This is a genomic window from Streptomyces toyocaensis, assembly GCF_000725125.1.
GTDB classification, from domain to species: domain Bacteria; phylum Actinomycetota; class Actinomycetes; order Streptomycetales; family Streptomycetaceae; genus Streptomyces; species Streptomyces toyocaensis.
The window spans coordinates 164,332-178,025 of sequence record NZ_JFCB01000005.1 but is presented as its reverse complement, the minus strand read 5'-3'; the positions used below and the strand labels follow the sequence as shown (position 1 = coordinate 178,025).

At 65.4% G+C, this 13,694-nt stretch carries 14 protein-coding genes and 1 pseudogene; 8 read left to right on the top strand and 7 right to left on the bottom strand.

The genetic code is table 11. The features are described 5' to 3' along the window. Positions 1 to 2: 2 nt before the first annotated feature. Positions 3 to 827, bottom strand: coding sequence for a hypothetical protein (locus BU52_RS08735; protein ID WP_037931074.1), 825 nt, complete (start codon positions 825 to 827; stop codon positions 3 to 5). Between the two features lie 301 nt (positions 828 to 1,128). After that, entirely contained in the window at positions 1,129 to 1,350 is a 222-nt protein-coding gene (locus BU52_RS08730; protein WP_037930805.1) for a hypothetical protein, read from the bottom strand. A 191-nt stretch (positions 1,351 to 1,541) separates the two neighbouring features. On the opposite strand from BU52_RS08730, the gene BU52_RS08725 reads away from it, so the two are divergent. Further along, positions 1,542 to 2,363: a LamG-like jellyroll fold domain-containing protein gene (locus tag BU52_RS08725; RefSeq protein WP_107061113.1), complete on the top strand. Its 822-nt coding sequence runs from the start codon at positions 1,542 to 1,544 to the stop codon at positions 2,361 to 2,363. Positions 2,364 to 2,439: 76 nt separating this feature from the next. Here the strand turns inward: BU52_RS08725 and BU52_RS08720 are convergent, their stop codons facing one another. The 3 genes from BU52_RS08720 to BU52_RS08710 form a co-directional block, all read right to left on the bottom strand. Further along, positions 2,440 to 2,724: a DUF1540 domain-containing protein gene (locus BU52_RS08720; protein ID WP_037930799.1), complete on the bottom strand. Its 285-nt coding sequence runs from the start codon at positions 2,722 to 2,724 to the stop codon at positions 2,440 to 2,442. Positions 2,725 to 3,049: 325 nt separating this feature from the next. Next, positions 3,050 to 3,424 (bottom strand): hypothetical protein, encoded by a 375-nt coding sequence (locus tag BU52_RS08715; protein WP_037930796.1) that lies wholly within the window; start codon positions 3,422 to 3,424, stop codon positions 3,050 to 3,052. A 94-nt stretch (positions 3,425 to 3,518) separates the two neighbouring features. Continuing rightward, positions 3,519 to 4,100 (bottom strand): hypothetical protein, encoded by a 582-nt coding sequence (locus tag BU52_RS08710; RefSeq protein ID WP_157847839.1) that lies wholly within the window; start codon positions 4,098 to 4,100, stop codon positions 3,519 to 3,521. A gap of 13 nt (positions 4,101 to 4,113) precedes the next feature. On the opposite strand from BU52_RS08710, the pseudogene BU52_RS37110 reads away from it, so the two are divergent. The 3 genes and pseudogenes from BU52_RS37110 (at position 4,114) to BU52_RS08695 (ending at position 7,560) form a co-directional block, all read left to right on the top strand. Then, positions 4,114 to 4,556 (top strand): annotated as a pseudogene (locus BU52_RS37110) (DUF5959 family protein). A gap of 631 nt (positions 4,557 to 5,187) precedes the next feature. Next, complete coding sequence (locus tag BU52_RS33355; protein WP_157847837.1) at positions 5,188 to 5,673, top strand: hypothetical protein; 486 nt, start codon at positions 5,188 to 5,190, stop codon at positions 5,671 to 5,673. 765 nt (positions 5,674 to 6,438) lie between these two features. After that, positions 6,439 to 7,560 carry a hypothetical protein gene (locus BU52_RS08695; protein ID WP_157847835.1) on the top strand — a complete coding sequence of 374 codons (1,122 nt, stop codon included), beginning with the start codon at positions 6,439 to 6,441 and terminating at the stop codon, positions 7,558 to 7,560. A gap of 135 nt (positions 7,561 to 7,695) precedes the next feature. Here the strand turns inward: BU52_RS08695 and BU52_RS33350 are convergent, their stop codons facing one another. Together BU52_RS33350 and BU52_RS37105 are read right to left on the bottom strand one after the other, a co-directional pair. After that, positions 7,696 to 9,462, bottom strand: coding sequence for a caspase, EACC1-associated type (locus tag BU52_RS33350; RefSeq protein ID WP_268747600.1), 1,767 nt, complete (start codon positions 9,460 to 9,462; stop codon positions 7,696 to 7,698). A gap of 7 nt (positions 9,463 to 9,469) precedes the next feature. Continuing rightward, on the bottom strand, positions 9,470 to 9,796 hold the full coding sequence (locus BU52_RS37105; RefSeq protein ID WP_362265447.1) for an effector-associated constant component EACC1: 327 nt from the start codon (positions 9,794 to 9,796) through the stop codon (positions 9,470 to 9,472). Between the two features lie 586 nt (positions 9,797 to 10,382). On the opposite strand from BU52_RS37105, the gene BU52_RS08690 reads away from it, so the two are divergent. The 4 genes from BU52_RS08690 to BU52_RS08675 all read left to right on the top strand — a co-directional run bounded on the left by BU52_RS08690 (position 10,383) and on the right by BU52_RS08675 (position 13,569). Continuing rightward, positions 10,383 to 11,234 (top strand): helix-turn-helix domain-containing protein, encoded by an 852-nt coding sequence (locus tag BU52_RS08690; protein WP_078903164.1) that lies wholly within the window; start codon positions 10,383 to 10,385, stop codon positions 11,232 to 11,234. Positions 11,235 to 11,331: 97 nt separating this feature from the next. Further along, entirely contained in the window at positions 11,332 to 11,721 is a 390-nt protein-coding gene (locus BU52_RS08685) for an ATP-binding protein (RefSeq protein WP_037930783.1), read from the top strand. A gap of 175 nt (positions 11,722 to 11,896) precedes the next feature. Continuing rightward, on the top strand, positions 11,897 to 12,748 hold the full coding sequence (locus tag BU52_RS08680) for an RNA polymerase subunit sigma-24 (RefSeq protein WP_037930780.1): 852 nt from the start codon (positions 11,897 to 11,899) through the stop codon (positions 12,746 to 12,748). Further along, positions 12,745 to 13,569 (top strand): protein phosphatase 2C domain-containing protein, encoded by an 825-nt coding sequence (locus tag BU52_RS08675; protein ID WP_037930777.1) that lies wholly within the window; start codon positions 12,745 to 12,747, stop codon positions 13,567 to 13,569. The genes BU52_RS08680 and BU52_RS08675 overlap by 4 nt, the downstream gene beginning before the upstream one ends. The last annotated feature ends 125 nt before the right edge of the window (positions 13,570 to 13,694 follow it).

Here is a 13,694-nt window from a genome sequence, read left to right as displayed (position 1 = left end):
CCTCAGGGCCGCACACCCGACTCCCCCTTCTCCGGGATCAGCGCGGTCAGCTTGCGCCAGATCTCCCCGGCGTCCGAGCGGACCAGCTCCAGGGGACTCTCCGGTGTGACCTGGCCGGGCAGGATCGGCTCCTCCGGCTGCTCGCGTATCCAGTAGCCCCGGGAGCCGCAGTCCCAGACGGCGAGGCTGCGGAGCATCGGGGCGTGGGCGCCGTCGTGCTCCCCGTCCCAGGCGACGGTGACCCGCCAGTACGCGTTCAGGGCGAGGACCAGTTCCGTCAGAGGGGCCGCCGCCTCCGCGGAGGTACCGGCGCCGGAGAGCGCCGTGTGCACCGCGCCCCGGTCCTCGTCGAGTTCCCCGGACGGAGCGGCCAGGACCCCGAAGGCGGCGTCCAGGGCCTTCATGGTCGATACGACGCGCGGCGTCGCCGGCTGCTCGTCGGCGCCGCGACGCAGATGGACCATGCGGGCGAGCTCGAAGACGAGGGTGCTCGGCTCGACCGGGATGTACTCCGACTCCTCCTCGCCCGGCCATCCTTCGTGGACCATCACCGTGTTCGGCCCGACGACGACCCCGTGGTGCACGGGACCGGCCTCGCCGGTGATCTCGACACCGATGGTCAGGACGGGAGCGTCGAGAGCTTCGACCAACTCCCTCAGGAGCGGCGAGAGCTGCCCCTCCTCGCCGACGAGCCCCAGTTCCTGCAACTCCCCGAGAGACGGAAACAGTTCGGCGTCCGGAGTCTCACCCGCGGCGAGCCGGGCGATCACCCGGACATGACGATCAGCCAGCCGCAGCCGTGACCGGGAACTGTCGTAACTGGGCATGAACGCATCCTCCGTACGGTGGGCCGGCACGAGGCTAACCCAGGCGGAGTGACGTGTGCGGTCCTCAGGCGGCGCCGGGGAACGCGGAGCCGGGACCAGGTGCCTCCTCGGGCACGAAGGTCTCGTCGTCCCCGAAATCAGGGGACTGGAAGGGGTTGGTCGCCGGAGGCGGCGACGCCGCGGCGGAACGCCGGGGCTGCCCCTCCGGCGAGGAGAACAGCGAAGTCAGTTCGATGAGAGGTCTCTCTTTCGGTACAGGTCCCCGAAGGGGCCTGGTGTGCCGTGTCCGGGCACAGCGGTGCTACAGCTTGGTCATCTTGGCGTACGGGCTCAGGATCCGCGTCTGCGTCGAGCCGAAGTCGACGAGTGCCGCGATCCCCTCTTCGAGGGCGACGACCCGGCCGAGTCCGTACACGTCGTGGGTGACCTGGTCGCCCACGGCGAAGTGCTTGGGAGGAGGTGCCACAGCAGCCTTGAAGGGGCTGGTGGGCAGATGGCGCTTCGGAGCAGCAGATTTTGTCATTGAGGCCAGTATGCGCCCCCGGGAGCCCTGCGCGCTGTGGTCGCGGTCTCTTTGTTCGCGCCACCGGCGGCGCGACAGCGGGCGTGACGCTCGCCGTCCCCCGATACCCAGCAACAATCTCCTTGCGCCGACGAGAAGCGAGGCTGGAAGATCGCGCCAGCATCCTGACCGTATTTTTCACAGGGGGGTTCATGTACGACAGATACCGTGGCGCGTTAGTGGGGCTGGGCGCCGTCGCACTCTCGTTGACACTCGGTGCGCTCCCGGGCACCGCCCACGCGGCCGACACGGGGCAGACTTCCCGGGCCGCCGAGACACCACTGAGCCGGGAGGGCTACTGGCCCCTGGAGGCGGCACCCGGCGGCATCGCTCCCAACGTGCAGGCCGACGGGCTGCCGCTGACACTGAACGGCGACGCCTGGATCTACCACAACGAGGACATCTTCGGGGACGCCGCGCTGGTCGACCAGGGCGACCTCAGGCTCGACGGCGACGGTGACTGGGCGGCGACCTCGGCGGCCCCGGTCGGCGGGGACGGGAGCTTCACTCTCGCCGCGCGCGCCCGCCCGGCCGCGGCCGACGACCGGACGCAGACCGTCCTGTCCCTTCCCGGCTCCCACGCCGACCGCCTCGCGATCCGCTATCAGGCGGCGACCGGGAAGTGGGAGGTCGTGGTGTCCACCAAGGACAAGGCAGATGCTCCGCAGGTGGTCGTCACCGAGGAGCAGGCCCTGCCCGACGACGACCCGTACGGCGTGGGCGACCACCTGGCCGTCGTCTACGACGCCCCTGCCCATGAGCTCCGCTTCTACGTGAACGGGCAGCTGGCCAACACGTCCACCGCGGCGGACACGACCTCCTGGACGGCCTCGGGCGGACTTCAGGTGGGCCGCTCGGCGATCCGCGGTGAGTACTTCGAGGGCACGGTGGACGAGGTACGCGCCTACTCCGGCGTCGCGAACACGACGATGATCAGCCAGATGTCCGCCCTGACCGGACTCCCCGACCTCTGAGCACCAGGCGGGCCGAGCCTCCCGCCCGCGGTTTCGCCGCAGGCGGGAGGCTTGACCCGTTCAGGTGTGCGTGCCCTCAGGCCTGCGCGTAGGTGAGGCAGTCGACCGACTCGCGCTCGTAGCCGACGGTGATGGACGGGGCATGGCATTCCAGCCCGGTGTTGTGCCGGCAGTCGGCCATCTTGCAGGCGCCGACCCGGCCGGTGACGGACGGCTCGCCGCCCTCCATGTCCGCGCTCATGAAGGTCTCGCACACGGGGTCGCTGAGGTCCCCCACGGTGATCGCCACGGCGTGGCAGGTGTGGTCGTTGTTGTAGGCGCAGCTCTCGGCCGCGCATTCGCTGATGACCGGCAGTTGCATGACGGGTGTGGCTGCCACGGCAGGGCCTTCCTTCTCGAGGTGTCCGACGGACGGCTCACCGCGCCGACGTCCCTCCCCGAGCACCGTCACACGGCGCCACCGTCTGCTCACGGTGTGCTCCGCCCCCGCCTCCCACTGTCCGCGAGATCAGCCACGGCCGCACTCCGACGGCTTCGCCGATGAGCCAGGACTCGAGGCCGGGATCAACGACGCGGGAGTCGTCGAGGTGCACGGACTGAGGAAGATCCGCACAGCGCGGCTGGGCGCACGCCCCGGGGCCGGTGGACACGAGATCTTCGATCCCGGTCCCGTCCGGCGGAGACGGTTACTCGTCGTCGCACCGCTGGAGTACGTGCCTGTATTCGCCCGAGTCGATCAGACCGGCGAGCACTTGGGCCATGTTCTCGATGCCGGGGTCCCGGACGATGAGGCCATCGGAGCACCAGAAGTAGCGGCCGCCCAGGTTCTCACCGGTCTGAGCCCTCTCCTCCATCAGGCGCGCGACCTCCGCGACGGTGAACACGGTCGCTGTCCAACGCGAGCCGTCCGCCAGCCTGACGTCGACATCGACGTCGCAGACGGCTTCCAGGTCCTCATCCGGCTCAGGCAGGAAGGCCGCTTCGAACCGGTCCGTGCGGAAGCGGTACCAGGGTGCATCCCAACCCTGTTCCATGCCCTCGGGCTTCGCGCTGTCGGTCATCCGAGGAGTATTCCGACCCGCCCCGGAGGGCTCAACCAGGTTTCCCGGCAGGCGGCTACGCCGTGCCCACAGGAGGGCAAAGCGGCTCCTGGCTTCAGGAGCCGTGGTGTTCGGCGAGCAGCCGCTTGCGATGGCTTCTGCGGCGGTAAGCGGTGACGAGGGTGATCGCGACGCCGATGCCGACACCGAGCACCGGGAGAGAGACGGCCGGCACGAGCCATCCTCCGAACGTGACGAAGCCTTCGGGATCCCCGATGGCGTACTGGGACGGCACTCCTTGAGAGGAGCAGGTGACCTCGTAGTCGCCTGCCCGCGGCACGTCGATGTCGTGGAGCGGGTTCCAGGTCTCGTCGCGGGTGAGGAACACGTCGATTCCGGGACTGGTGAGACGGGGGTCGCCCGGACCGGTGATGTCGCACGCCCGGTGAGACGACGCAGCTTGATCCCTGATCCAGATCGCCTTCTCGTGTTCCGGATCGAGCCGCAGAGTGACGGTGTCGCCGTCGGCGAACCGGTTGTCCGTATCCACCGCGTTCAGGACGTTCTTGAACCGGTGCACGCCGATGGCCAGGCCCAGCACGATCAGCACGACGGAGATCGCGGCCGCCGTCGCATACCAATGACGCCCGGGCCGGAGCTTGTTCGCCGGTATTCGCGGCGACGGGGAGGGCTGCATCGACCCAACTTAGATCATCCGTGCTGACCGACACTCACGCGTCCTGGGCCGCTCCCAGCCCGGAATCCTGAGCGGGCACGACCTCCTCGACTGCAAGATCGTCATCGTGGCCGAGGAGTCCCTCGACGCCTCCTTCGTGGTGACCCTCCTCCCTGAGGACCTGGAGGACTGGGAGGAGACTTCGGCAGGGCTGGAGGCCCGACGGTTGGCCACGTGGCTCGACTCCGGGCGGACTCCTTCCCTGACGTTCCCCCCCGGGAGAGCGGTGGCCTCTCGGTGTCCGTGCACGACGGGCCGTCGACCGGAATCACGGTCACTCTCCCGTTGTCCGTACTGCCGCTGACGTGGGCCGTTGAGCAGCGCCACCTTCTCGCCCGGGTACGTGATGTCTACCCCCGTGAGGTGGTCGAGACGTCACCCCGTGCGTACGAGTGGCGGCGTGACCGCCACGTCTGACGGCCAGAGACAGCCCCGGGACAGCCATAAGCCCCCTACTAGCGAAGAAGTCGCAGGTAGGGGGCTTGCAGCGGGCGGGCTACTTCTTTTTGCCCTGGGTCTTGTCGGGGATCTTGGTGACCTGCGTTTCCCCTGCTCAGAGACGGCAAGGCTATGCGTCTGGTGGTCGTCGTTGGTCGTCGTTGGCTCCTGATGAGCGGCCTCGGACGGCCCAGGGACGGCCCAACTCTGTCGCATTCGACTGACGGCCGACACGCTCGATGCTCCCCGTCTGAACCTCAGCCGACGACAGTCAGCCACGACGGCGGGCGCGTCGACCGACGAGGCACGCGTGTGCCTCGCTACACCCCCACCCGCTCGGGCCACGCTGTCATGCCGTCGTCCAGAGCAAGCCGCGTCGGCGGAAGCGTGGCGGGGAGACCTTGGGTGATGACCTCTTCGTTTCGAAGCAACTTGGGCGTTGGTGCTGCACTACACTGGTGAGGCTCTCACCTGCGCCGATGGTTCGCTGACGTTCGCGCTCGTCCGCCGTTGTTCGTCGGCGTTGTCACGCAGTTAGACACTCACCGCGGATCGCGCGATGCGGCACAGCCGTGGCCGAGTCGGGGCTGGCTCAGTTGAGAATGGCACGGTGGACGTAGCTGCGGAACTGCGCGCTCTTACTGGCTCTCTGTCGCGAGAGGACGGAATCTTCGGCCGCGTGGTCGGCCATGCCGGCGGATCCGTTCCGGGACTCGTTCGACAAGTGGCCGCCGAGGCTGAAGAGGGTTGGAAGCAGTATGCAGTGGAAGGTGCAGTCGGCCCGGACACACCAGTAGAGATTGACGACGCACTCTTGCAGATCGACGCTGAGCGCGCAGCGGAGCTCTTGACCTACCTGGCGACCTACGACCTCGTGTTCCCGGGCCCAGCACGCCGGGACCGCGCCCACGCCCGTAGAGCCGCGGAACGTGTTGTCCGTCTGCTGGGCTACGAGGCCGCCTGGTACACAAACATCATTGACCTCTCACCCGGAGCACGAGCGTGGAACCCGATCACCCGGCATACCTTCGATGGGGTCGTTGCCGGGACCGGCGCGGCCTTCACCGTGGTGTTGCTGCAGGTAGGCGAGGACTGAGACCCGCTGACACCCTGCAGCTGCCATGTCAGACCGCGCGACGCCGCCGCTGTCCGCTGTCGTTGGTGTCAGCCATGGATGTCACCTCGCACCGGTTGGGTCACTTGCGACGCTTGCGTGTCTTCGCCTTGCGTTCGGCTTCCTTGCGCTTATCGATGGTGTACGACGACCACTCGCCACGGTGCAGGTTGCATCGCGATGCACCGATCATCGCCAGCCGCCGGCATCGAGTGCCCTTCTCCGTGAGAGCTCCACACCTGGACTGCGTACGAGCCACGTTTCCCACCCCCGGTCTCGACCGTCGTGCGGACCAGTGCAGGATTGCCGGGCACATGCCTCTGTGGAAGGCGCATTGCTCCGCGCAGCGATGCACGGTGGCCCAAGGCAGTTGCTCGGGAGCGCACGCTGCCCAACTCTGTGGTGGTGGGGCGGTGGGCCGCGTGCAGGGGCGCTCACTTGGGTTCATGGGAGGTCGCTCTTGGGTTGCAGCCGACTCGTGGTCTCGCCTGAACGGTCGTGAACGGCGCTGAATGAGACGGAGCGTGGGCCGACCCTTACGCCCTGGTGGTGTCGGTCCCTCGCGCCATCATCAATTGGAGAGCGGGGCACGTCGCGACGGAGTAGCTTAGTCCCGTGATCTCTCGCTATCACCTCAAGTGCCACGGATGTGGCGAAGCATTCGTTGCCCGGCTGGGCGTGGAACCGACCCGCAGAACCCGCTTCTATCTTCCCTGCCCGCATTGCGGACTGCCGATAAGAGGCTCAATGTCGGGCACTGAATTCCAGAACCACCGTGTCGACATTGAGTGCGAGGTGCTGAACGGCTCCGCGCCAGAATCTCCAGGCACACGCGTCGTGACTATCAATCCGTTTGTGCCATCGCGCTACGACGCCGACACGTTCACCCCGAACGGTGCCTTTCCAACGCTGACGCTCGTCCAGGCCCTCGGCGACCACACCTTTATGGAGTTCGAGTCCGAACGGCGTGCGGCGCTCGAGACGAGCCAAGTCATGTGGCCCAAGGTCCGCATGCTGTTTCAGTACTACCTCCAGGGCAACACCGATATGTTCGCTCGCATCGCACAGCAGCAGCTTGGGCTCAAATGGCAACCGAACACGAGCCACGAGCGAACGACTGTTGCTTACCAGGCCATGGGAACAGCGACGACGGTGATCACAGGGACCACGGGGACCACCAGCGCGCAGGTGATCAGCCGATTTTCGCGGAAGCACTTGGCGGCGATCGAACGACACAGAGATCACCTTCTGACCTTTCGACGCCGAGGGAAATCCTCGGCGATCCTGGAGCGAGATGTATTCACCGAACTGAACCGTTTCGTAGAGCATCACGAGTCCTGGGAGATGGGGCTTCTCGGGAGGTTCTTCGGGCCCAACGACAAGGGTTCCTTCGATGAACTAGTGCTCTACCGCGACGAGTTTTCGCTGGTGAGGGACCTCTACCAGCACGGATTCGAGCTCGCCTGTAAGTGCCTTTGGTCGCTCGTCGCAGCTCAGAACTCGGTGAAGCGCGGCAACCCTGACGACTTCGGCGACGTCCACCCCGACCGCGTACCCGAGAAGCAACGCCCCGGAAGCCTCGATAAGTTCGACAAACTATCCAATGCCTACAAGATCGCATATGTGGCACAAGTGCCAGGATGGGAGTCATTTGAGAGCTTGCTCAACAATCGTCGCCGGAACACGATTGGGCACGCGACAGCACATCACGACCTCCAGACAGGCCGCATCGTCAGCGATGAGAGCCCCTCAGGGATGACATATCTGGAGTTCCTCAGCGAGGTCCTTGGTGTCTTCGAAGCGCTTTCGACCCTTGCCCAGGTGCTCCGTGCCAGCCGTGTTGCTTCCTCGCCAGACTTCGACTCCTGACGCGAAAGATCATTCCGTTAGGAGTTCCAACTGATCATCTCAGGATCGACGGGCCGATGAATGGACGGGGCCTTGATGCCGGCAGGGTGTCAAGGCCCCCGCTCCATAATGTAACGCAGCTTGCGCCCCGAAAAGCTACTCAGAAAGCGTCACGGGCTCTATCTTGCAAGCGAAGCGAAGAATCTCCGTCGCTACATCTTCGAGTAGCTTGTCAGCGCCACTTGATAGATATGCAAGCCTCGACTGCTCATTGTCGAAGCCGAGAAAGATCTTTTTCCCTGCTGCACCTACAGGTTTACAGTCATGAGATAGTAGGTACCAGAAAGTGCGTCGACGCTTTCCTATCTCATCCAACACCTTGGGCCAGAGTTCTTGAATTCGTTGAAAGTCCTCTGGAGGTGGCGGCTTGCGTACGGGTGGCCAGGCAATTGGAACCGGTTGAGGTTCCTTGTTCTGGCCCGTTGCGGGCTGCACAGCCCCACTGTTCACGGACAGGGCAGGCCACTCTCCAGGACGTCTCGTCTTAGAAGGCGACCCCAAAATTTGCTGGCCGAGCTTGGGGTCGAGGGCGACGGATACTTTAACCTTCCATTCCAGCTTCAGGTCGTCGTTAATCACATGGTTGAGGAGTTCATCAATACCGGTCGAGCGGTAGGAATCCCTAGCTGCCTCGTTAGTGAAAGAGAGCTCCAAGGTCTCGCCATTAAAGGATGAGATCTTGGCATTTTGGGCAAGGATTATCCAGGCGAAGCGGCGCCGCTCCTTTACTCTTTCCAGAATGCCTTGCCACAAGATTTCAACGTATCTCGCATGCTGAGAATTTGGCGACGTCTCTACTGTCGACCGAGGGTGTCGCGCGGTTGGCCAAGTGACGGATCCGGCAGGTGCAAGGGGAGTAGACGCTGGATCGGTTGCTGCGGCTTTTCCGACCAGGCTGACTGTGGGCTCACTAGGCGCTGACGCCAATCCGGCCGACGCCACGAGAGGCGGTGCTGCACTAGTCTGCAACTGTGCAACGGTCTGAGTGAGTGGTGTGCCAGACGGTTCGGAAGGATCTAAGTGCTCACTACGTTGACCGCCTCCAGGGAGGAGGGTGCCTTCACTCTGAGATCGGGAGATACCGGGGAATGTTACGTGATTTTCCTCCGTGATGGTCCATTTTCTCGCGTGTCTGAATGAGTTCCTAGCCAACGCGAGTTTGCCGAGGGAGTTACGCACTCGCTTATGCGGCAGAGGGCGGGATTTGGAGCGGAGCGTGCTATATAAGTAGCTGAATACGGTATCCAGATCCAACAGATCGTGTGTAGAATCTGGAATTCCTTCACTGAGGAGCCGGATGAGTTCACCGGTGAATACCGTAAACCCGCTGCCGTCTTCTGCCATGGCAGCTTCTGTTTCTCCTGCGGCGGCGATGAGATACGTTCCCTCGATAAGGGCGTCATCGGCGATGCTGCTAGCAGGGTCCGTCATGGTACCGAGAGCACTGGCGGCATAGCAACAGTCGAGGATCACAATGCGACGGCTTGCTGTCGATCCCAACAATGTTTCTCGAATGTCGTTGTAATCGGTGGAGGTGTGTGGAGCCCCTGCGCGAGAGGTCGACCGAGTAAGGCGTAGTTCTCCCCTATTCGGCCCCTTTAAACCATGACCGGCATAGTAAACCAGGAGAGTATCTGATGCTTCCTCGACCCCATGCAAAATGGGGTCCACTAATTCCTCTGGTGTGCGAGGGTCATGCACGACAGTGCAGTGCTCCGGCGAAAGGTTCCATGAAGCGGAACAGGTGAGAATATCCCTCAGTGTCTCGATGTTGTTTCGCACTGCAGCGAGTTGCGGCAATTGCGTGTAGCTGCTCACGCCAATTAGTACTGCACGGGAGTCTTCAGGGCGAGGTAGGGCCACGGAATGACTACTCCTCGCCCAGTGAGCGGATGATGCGCTCAAGTGTTTCTGCGTCACTTCCCTCAATCGTCACGGATTTACCGTCGTGTTCGATTGTCACGCGAGGTGCACGGGCCCGAGTTTTCCTCCAGGCAGCGTACGTAACTGAGAAGGTAGTGATTTGCCAGAAGTTATCTGTGACCAATTGAAGCACGGCAAATGCGTCGGCTCCCATTGTTCCGGGTTGGGGTTGCGACGTCTCCCAAGACACCTTCGCATGCCGGCGAACGTTTGGATCCTCGAGAAGCCATGCGCGGAGTGAGCGCAGCTCTTCTTCAGCGCCCTGGCCAACCATACTGATCCGCATCACGGCCTCGGCCCCCCTGCCCCGTCAACTGGCGTAGTGGCAGTACAGCTTAGGTCAAGGTCCGTCCGTGCCGACAGTTCTCTGAGGAGCGGATGGGGAAGGCGCACCTACTCAGGGCGGTGGAGCGGCTTTGGGCTGGAGCTGCTTTGGCGCGAGTGATCATGGCCCCGTAAGCTTCCGGCGCGTCGGGCAGTCTGTGGACCTGCCCGGTAAAGCACGACGTTGGGGCCATGATCTTCGAGGCTCGCGCCAAAGTGGCTGCCTAAAGCCGCGGAGCCGACCGCCCCAGCCACGACGAACCCCTTCTCTGAGGTCAGGCGGCTGATTACTGCGCGCGCGGCACGGGCGCCGGCCGGGCTGGAGCGGGGCGGAGACAGGAGCGCAGGCCCGGCCGGGGGCCGGGCCGCGCGCGGCGAGCAGGGCGAGCCGCCTTGAACCAGTAGAGAAAGTTTGAATCATGCTCGGGCTGCTGCCGTGTCCGGTCCCGGTAGATGCTTGAGAGTTCGGACCCGGTTGACGGTTGCAGGGCTGAGCAAGCCTGGCTGCTGCTGGCGCGTGGTGTAGAACCCTGGGCATGGGGAGTGAACGGCGGGAACGGACCAGGGTGCTCGGGGCACGTCTTCGCGGGCTTCGTGCAGAGGCCGGCCTGACGGGTGCCGTGTTGGCCCAGCGGGCTGGAGTGGGACAGCCGACCGTGTCCAAAGTCGAGACCGGGCGCATGGTTCCGAGTGCCGATGTACTCGACAGGCTCTCGCGTGCCCTCGGCCTCGACGAGTCGACTGTGGGGGAAGTCCGGGAGCTCCTGGCCGCGGTGGAGGCTGCGTCCGACTCTGACCAACTGGCGGACGGCGCTACTTCAGTCGGCATGACGGTCGATGAAGAGGTTCGGTCCGCTCAATTGGTGCGGTCGTTCCAATGTGTCGTTCTCCCGGCCATGCTGCAGAGTGCGGAGTATGCCCGGCACGTCTTCGCGAGTGCGCCGACCGCAACGGCTGAGGAAGTCGGCAGGGCTGTTGCTGCTCGCGTGGAACGACAGAGCGTGTTGTACGAGCCGGGGCGGGAGTCGGTGTTCGTTCTGACGGAAGCTGTGTTGCGGACCTGGCCCGGTACCCCGGCTCTCATGCTTGCTCAGCTCGACCGGTTGCTGGCTGTCGAGAGTCTGAGCACGGTACGGCTCGGAGTCATCCCCTGGCGGCGGCCGGTGCCGGTCCTGCCGCGCCACGGGTTCACGTTGTGCGATCGGCGGGCCGTCGTGGTGGAGACCTTCAGCAGTGAGCGCGTGTCCGGCGATGCTGATGAAGTTGCTTCGTACGAGGAGACGTTCGGCCGCTTCGAGCAGGCCGCGGTCTTCGGTGACGAGGTGCGGGAGCTGCTGTTGCTCGTGATGAAGGAGTTCCGCGACTTGGGAGACGCCGTCACCCCTTAGAGGAATAATTCCTCACAATGCCTGGCCTGGCGGTCGCGCATGGGAATACTCTGCCGCTGGGCTGTCTAGCCCCCTAGATATAGGTGAGGAGAGTCCCATGCGTTCCAAGTGGTGCCGTGCCTTCCGTGGGCTGCCTGAGGAAGTGGCACATGCCCGTCATTTCATCGCTGCCCTACTGCAAGAACAGGGGCCCACCGACGATGCCATCTTGGTCGTGAGCGAGCTCGCGACCAATGCCGTGCGCCACACGCTCAGTGGCTCAGTCGGAGGCTGGTTCCTCGTCGTGCTTGGCCTCGGCGACGACCTCGTCCGCATCGAGGTGGTCGACCAGGGCGGCGACTGCGTACCGCACCTGTGTGATGCGACTGGCCAGGAAGAGGGCGGCCGCGGGTTGCGGATGATCGCGGCCTGCGCGAAGGACTGGGGCGTGAAGGCCTGGCCGGAGGGTCGCTCGGTGTGGGCTGATCTCGCGCGGGAGGGCGTGTGACCGTCCTCTGGTAGGCCGCGCCGTGTGGTCGTTTCACGGGTAGTGGCGGGTGAGTCCCCGGGGTGTTCCTCGGCGGCGGGCCAGGTTTTACGTGATTGGCGTTCGGTCGGGACGGCGTCTCCCGCCCATACCGTCTAGGGCCCTAGACTCCTGGTTACTGCTAGGAGGTGAGGTCATGTCGGACGAGCTGCAACGGATCATGGCGATTGATGATCCGTACCTGCTCCTGCGCGAGGTCACGACCCGGTTGGCCGACGCGCAGCAAGAGGTGACCGAGCTGGCCCGGCTCCGCCGGCGAGTGGTCCAGGACCTCCACGCGCAAGGACTGTCGTACGCGCAGATCGCCGCCAAGGCTGGCCTGAGCCGCGGGCGCATTCACCAGATCCGGCACACCGGTCCGGCGCCGGAAGGCGCCTTCCTCGGACGGGGCGCCGTCACGGTCGCCACTCCGCTGCGGCGTGACGACGAGCGCGGGCGCACGGTCGTCGCCGTGGACGACGTCAGTTCCGGCAAGCGACTGGAAGACCTGGCGCGGTCGTACGGGCTCGACGTCACGTCGGAACACGTACCGGTGAGCGGTGAGATCGACCTCAACCGGGACGGCCTGGTCGTCGTCTGCGGGCCGCGCATGTCTCAGGAGATGTGGGAGACGTACGCGCAGGATCCCGTATTGCGCTGGGAGCGCGCGGAAGACGGGCCTTGGACGGTGGTGGACCGCCGTACCGGCGCCGTGCACCGGTCGGGCCAGGACAGTGATCCGGCCCGTCCGTATGACGTCGGATACCTCGGCCGACTGTCCCGCCCGGACGGCTCCGGCACGTTGCTCGCCATCGCCGGTGTCCATACGCAAGGCTCCCTCGGTGTCGTGCAGCTGCTCGCCAACGACCTCAACACGTTGTGGGGGCAGGTGGGGGACCGCCGCTTCTCCACGCTGGTGGGCGTCGAGTACGACCCCGAGACCAGCGAACCGCAGTCCGTCGAGCTGCTCTGCCCCCTGTACCGGCACGACGAGGACACACCGGCGTGAGAATCACCCTCGCCTCGCTACCCGCCGAACCGGGCCGGCAGAACGAGGACTTCGCCGCTTCCGCTCCCGGCGCGGCGGTCCTCCTCGACGGTGCCGGCGTCGGCGGCGCCGAGACCGGGTGTACGCATGGCGTCGCCTGGTTCTCCTCGACGCTGGGCGGCCTGCTGCTGCGCAGTATCACCGTGCAGCCGGCCCGGTCGCTCGCTGACTGCCTGGCCGACTCCATCGGCCTCGTCCGGGCCCTGCACGAGGACAGTTGCGATCTGACCTACCGGGCCAGTCCCACCAGCACGGTGATCGCCGCACGGGCCGGTGGGGGAGCCCTGGAGTATCTCGTCCTCGGTGACTCCTCGCTCCTCCTCGCCGACAGGAGCGGGAGTGTGGACGTGGTCACCGACCGGCGCCTGGACGACGTAGGCAAGCGGCTGCGCGGGCCGGTCGACGCGCTGCCCACCGGCTCGCCTGAACACTCCGCCGCGCTCGCCGAGTATCGGGACGCCCTGACAGGGCTCCGTAACCGGCCGGGCGGCTTCTGGATTGCGGGTCCCGACCCGCGGGCGGCCGAACACGCCCTGACAGGCCGGGTGCCGCTTGAGTCGCTGGCATCCGTGACGCTGATGAGCGACGGCGCAACGCGACTCGTCGACCGCTTCGGCCTCGACGACTGGCGGCAGACCCTGACCGTCCTCGACTCCTCCTCCGGGCCGGACGAACTGATCCGCCGGGTACGCGAAGCCGAGGCCGGCGACCCCGACGGCCGACGCTGGCCGCGCGGCAAGGCACGGGACGACGCCACCGTCCTTCACTGGGCGCTGCCGTAGGGCGTCGGCGGGCGCCGAGACACACTCGTATACCCCCCTAGACAGTCGGGGGCGTCCCCCTGTGCTGTCTAGGGGGGTACTCAATTCACGCGGTGCCGGGCGACCGGTGCCCACAACCCAGTGAG

Excerpts from the sequence above, each read along its gene's own strand:
- BU52_RS08695 (WP_157847835.1), top strand. The coding sequence starts at position 6,439 with ATGTCGGGCACTGAATTCCAGAACCACCGTGTCGACATTGAGTGCGAG.
- BU52_RS08710 (WP_157847839.1), bottom strand. The coding sequence starts at position 4,100 with ATGCAGCCCTCCCCGTCGCCGCGAATACCGGCGAACAAGCTCCGGCCC.
- BU52_RS08690 (WP_078903164.1), top strand. The coding sequence starts at position 10,383 with ATGGGGAGTGAACGGCGGGAACGGACCAGGGTGCTCGGGGCACGTCTT.
- BU52_RS08735 (WP_037931074.1), bottom strand. The coding sequence starts at position 827 with ATGCCCAGTTACGACAGTTCCCGGTCACGGCTGCGGCTGGCTGATCGT.
- BU52_RS08720 (WP_037930799.1), bottom strand. The coding sequence starts at position 2,724 with ATGCAACTGCCGGTCATCAGCGAATGCGCGGCCGAGAGCTGCGCCTAC.
- BU52_RS08685 (WP_037930783.1), top strand. The coding sequence starts at position 11,332 with ATGCGTTCCAAGTGGTGCCGTGCCTTCCGTGGGCTGCCTGAGGAAGTG.
- BU52_RS37105 (WP_362265447.1), bottom strand. The coding sequence starts at position 9,796 with ATGGTTGGCCAGGGCGCTGAAGAAGAGCTGCGCTCACTCCGCGCATGG.
- BU52_RS08725 (WP_107061113.1), top strand. The coding sequence starts at position 1,542 with ATGTACGACAGATACCGTGGCGCGTTAGTGGGGCTGGGCGCCGTCGCA.
- BU52_RS08680 (WP_037930780.1), top strand. The coding sequence starts at position 11,897 with ATGTCGGACGAGCTGCAACGGATCATGGCGATTGATGATCCGTACCTG.
- BU52_RS08730 (WP_037930805.1), bottom strand. The coding sequence starts at position 1,350 with ATGACAAAATCTGCTGCTCCGAAGCGCCATCTGCCCACCAGCCCCTTC.
- BU52_RS08715 (WP_037930796.1), bottom strand. The coding sequence starts at position 3,424 with ATGACCGACAGCGCGAAGCCCGAGGGCATGGAACAGGGTTGGGATGCA.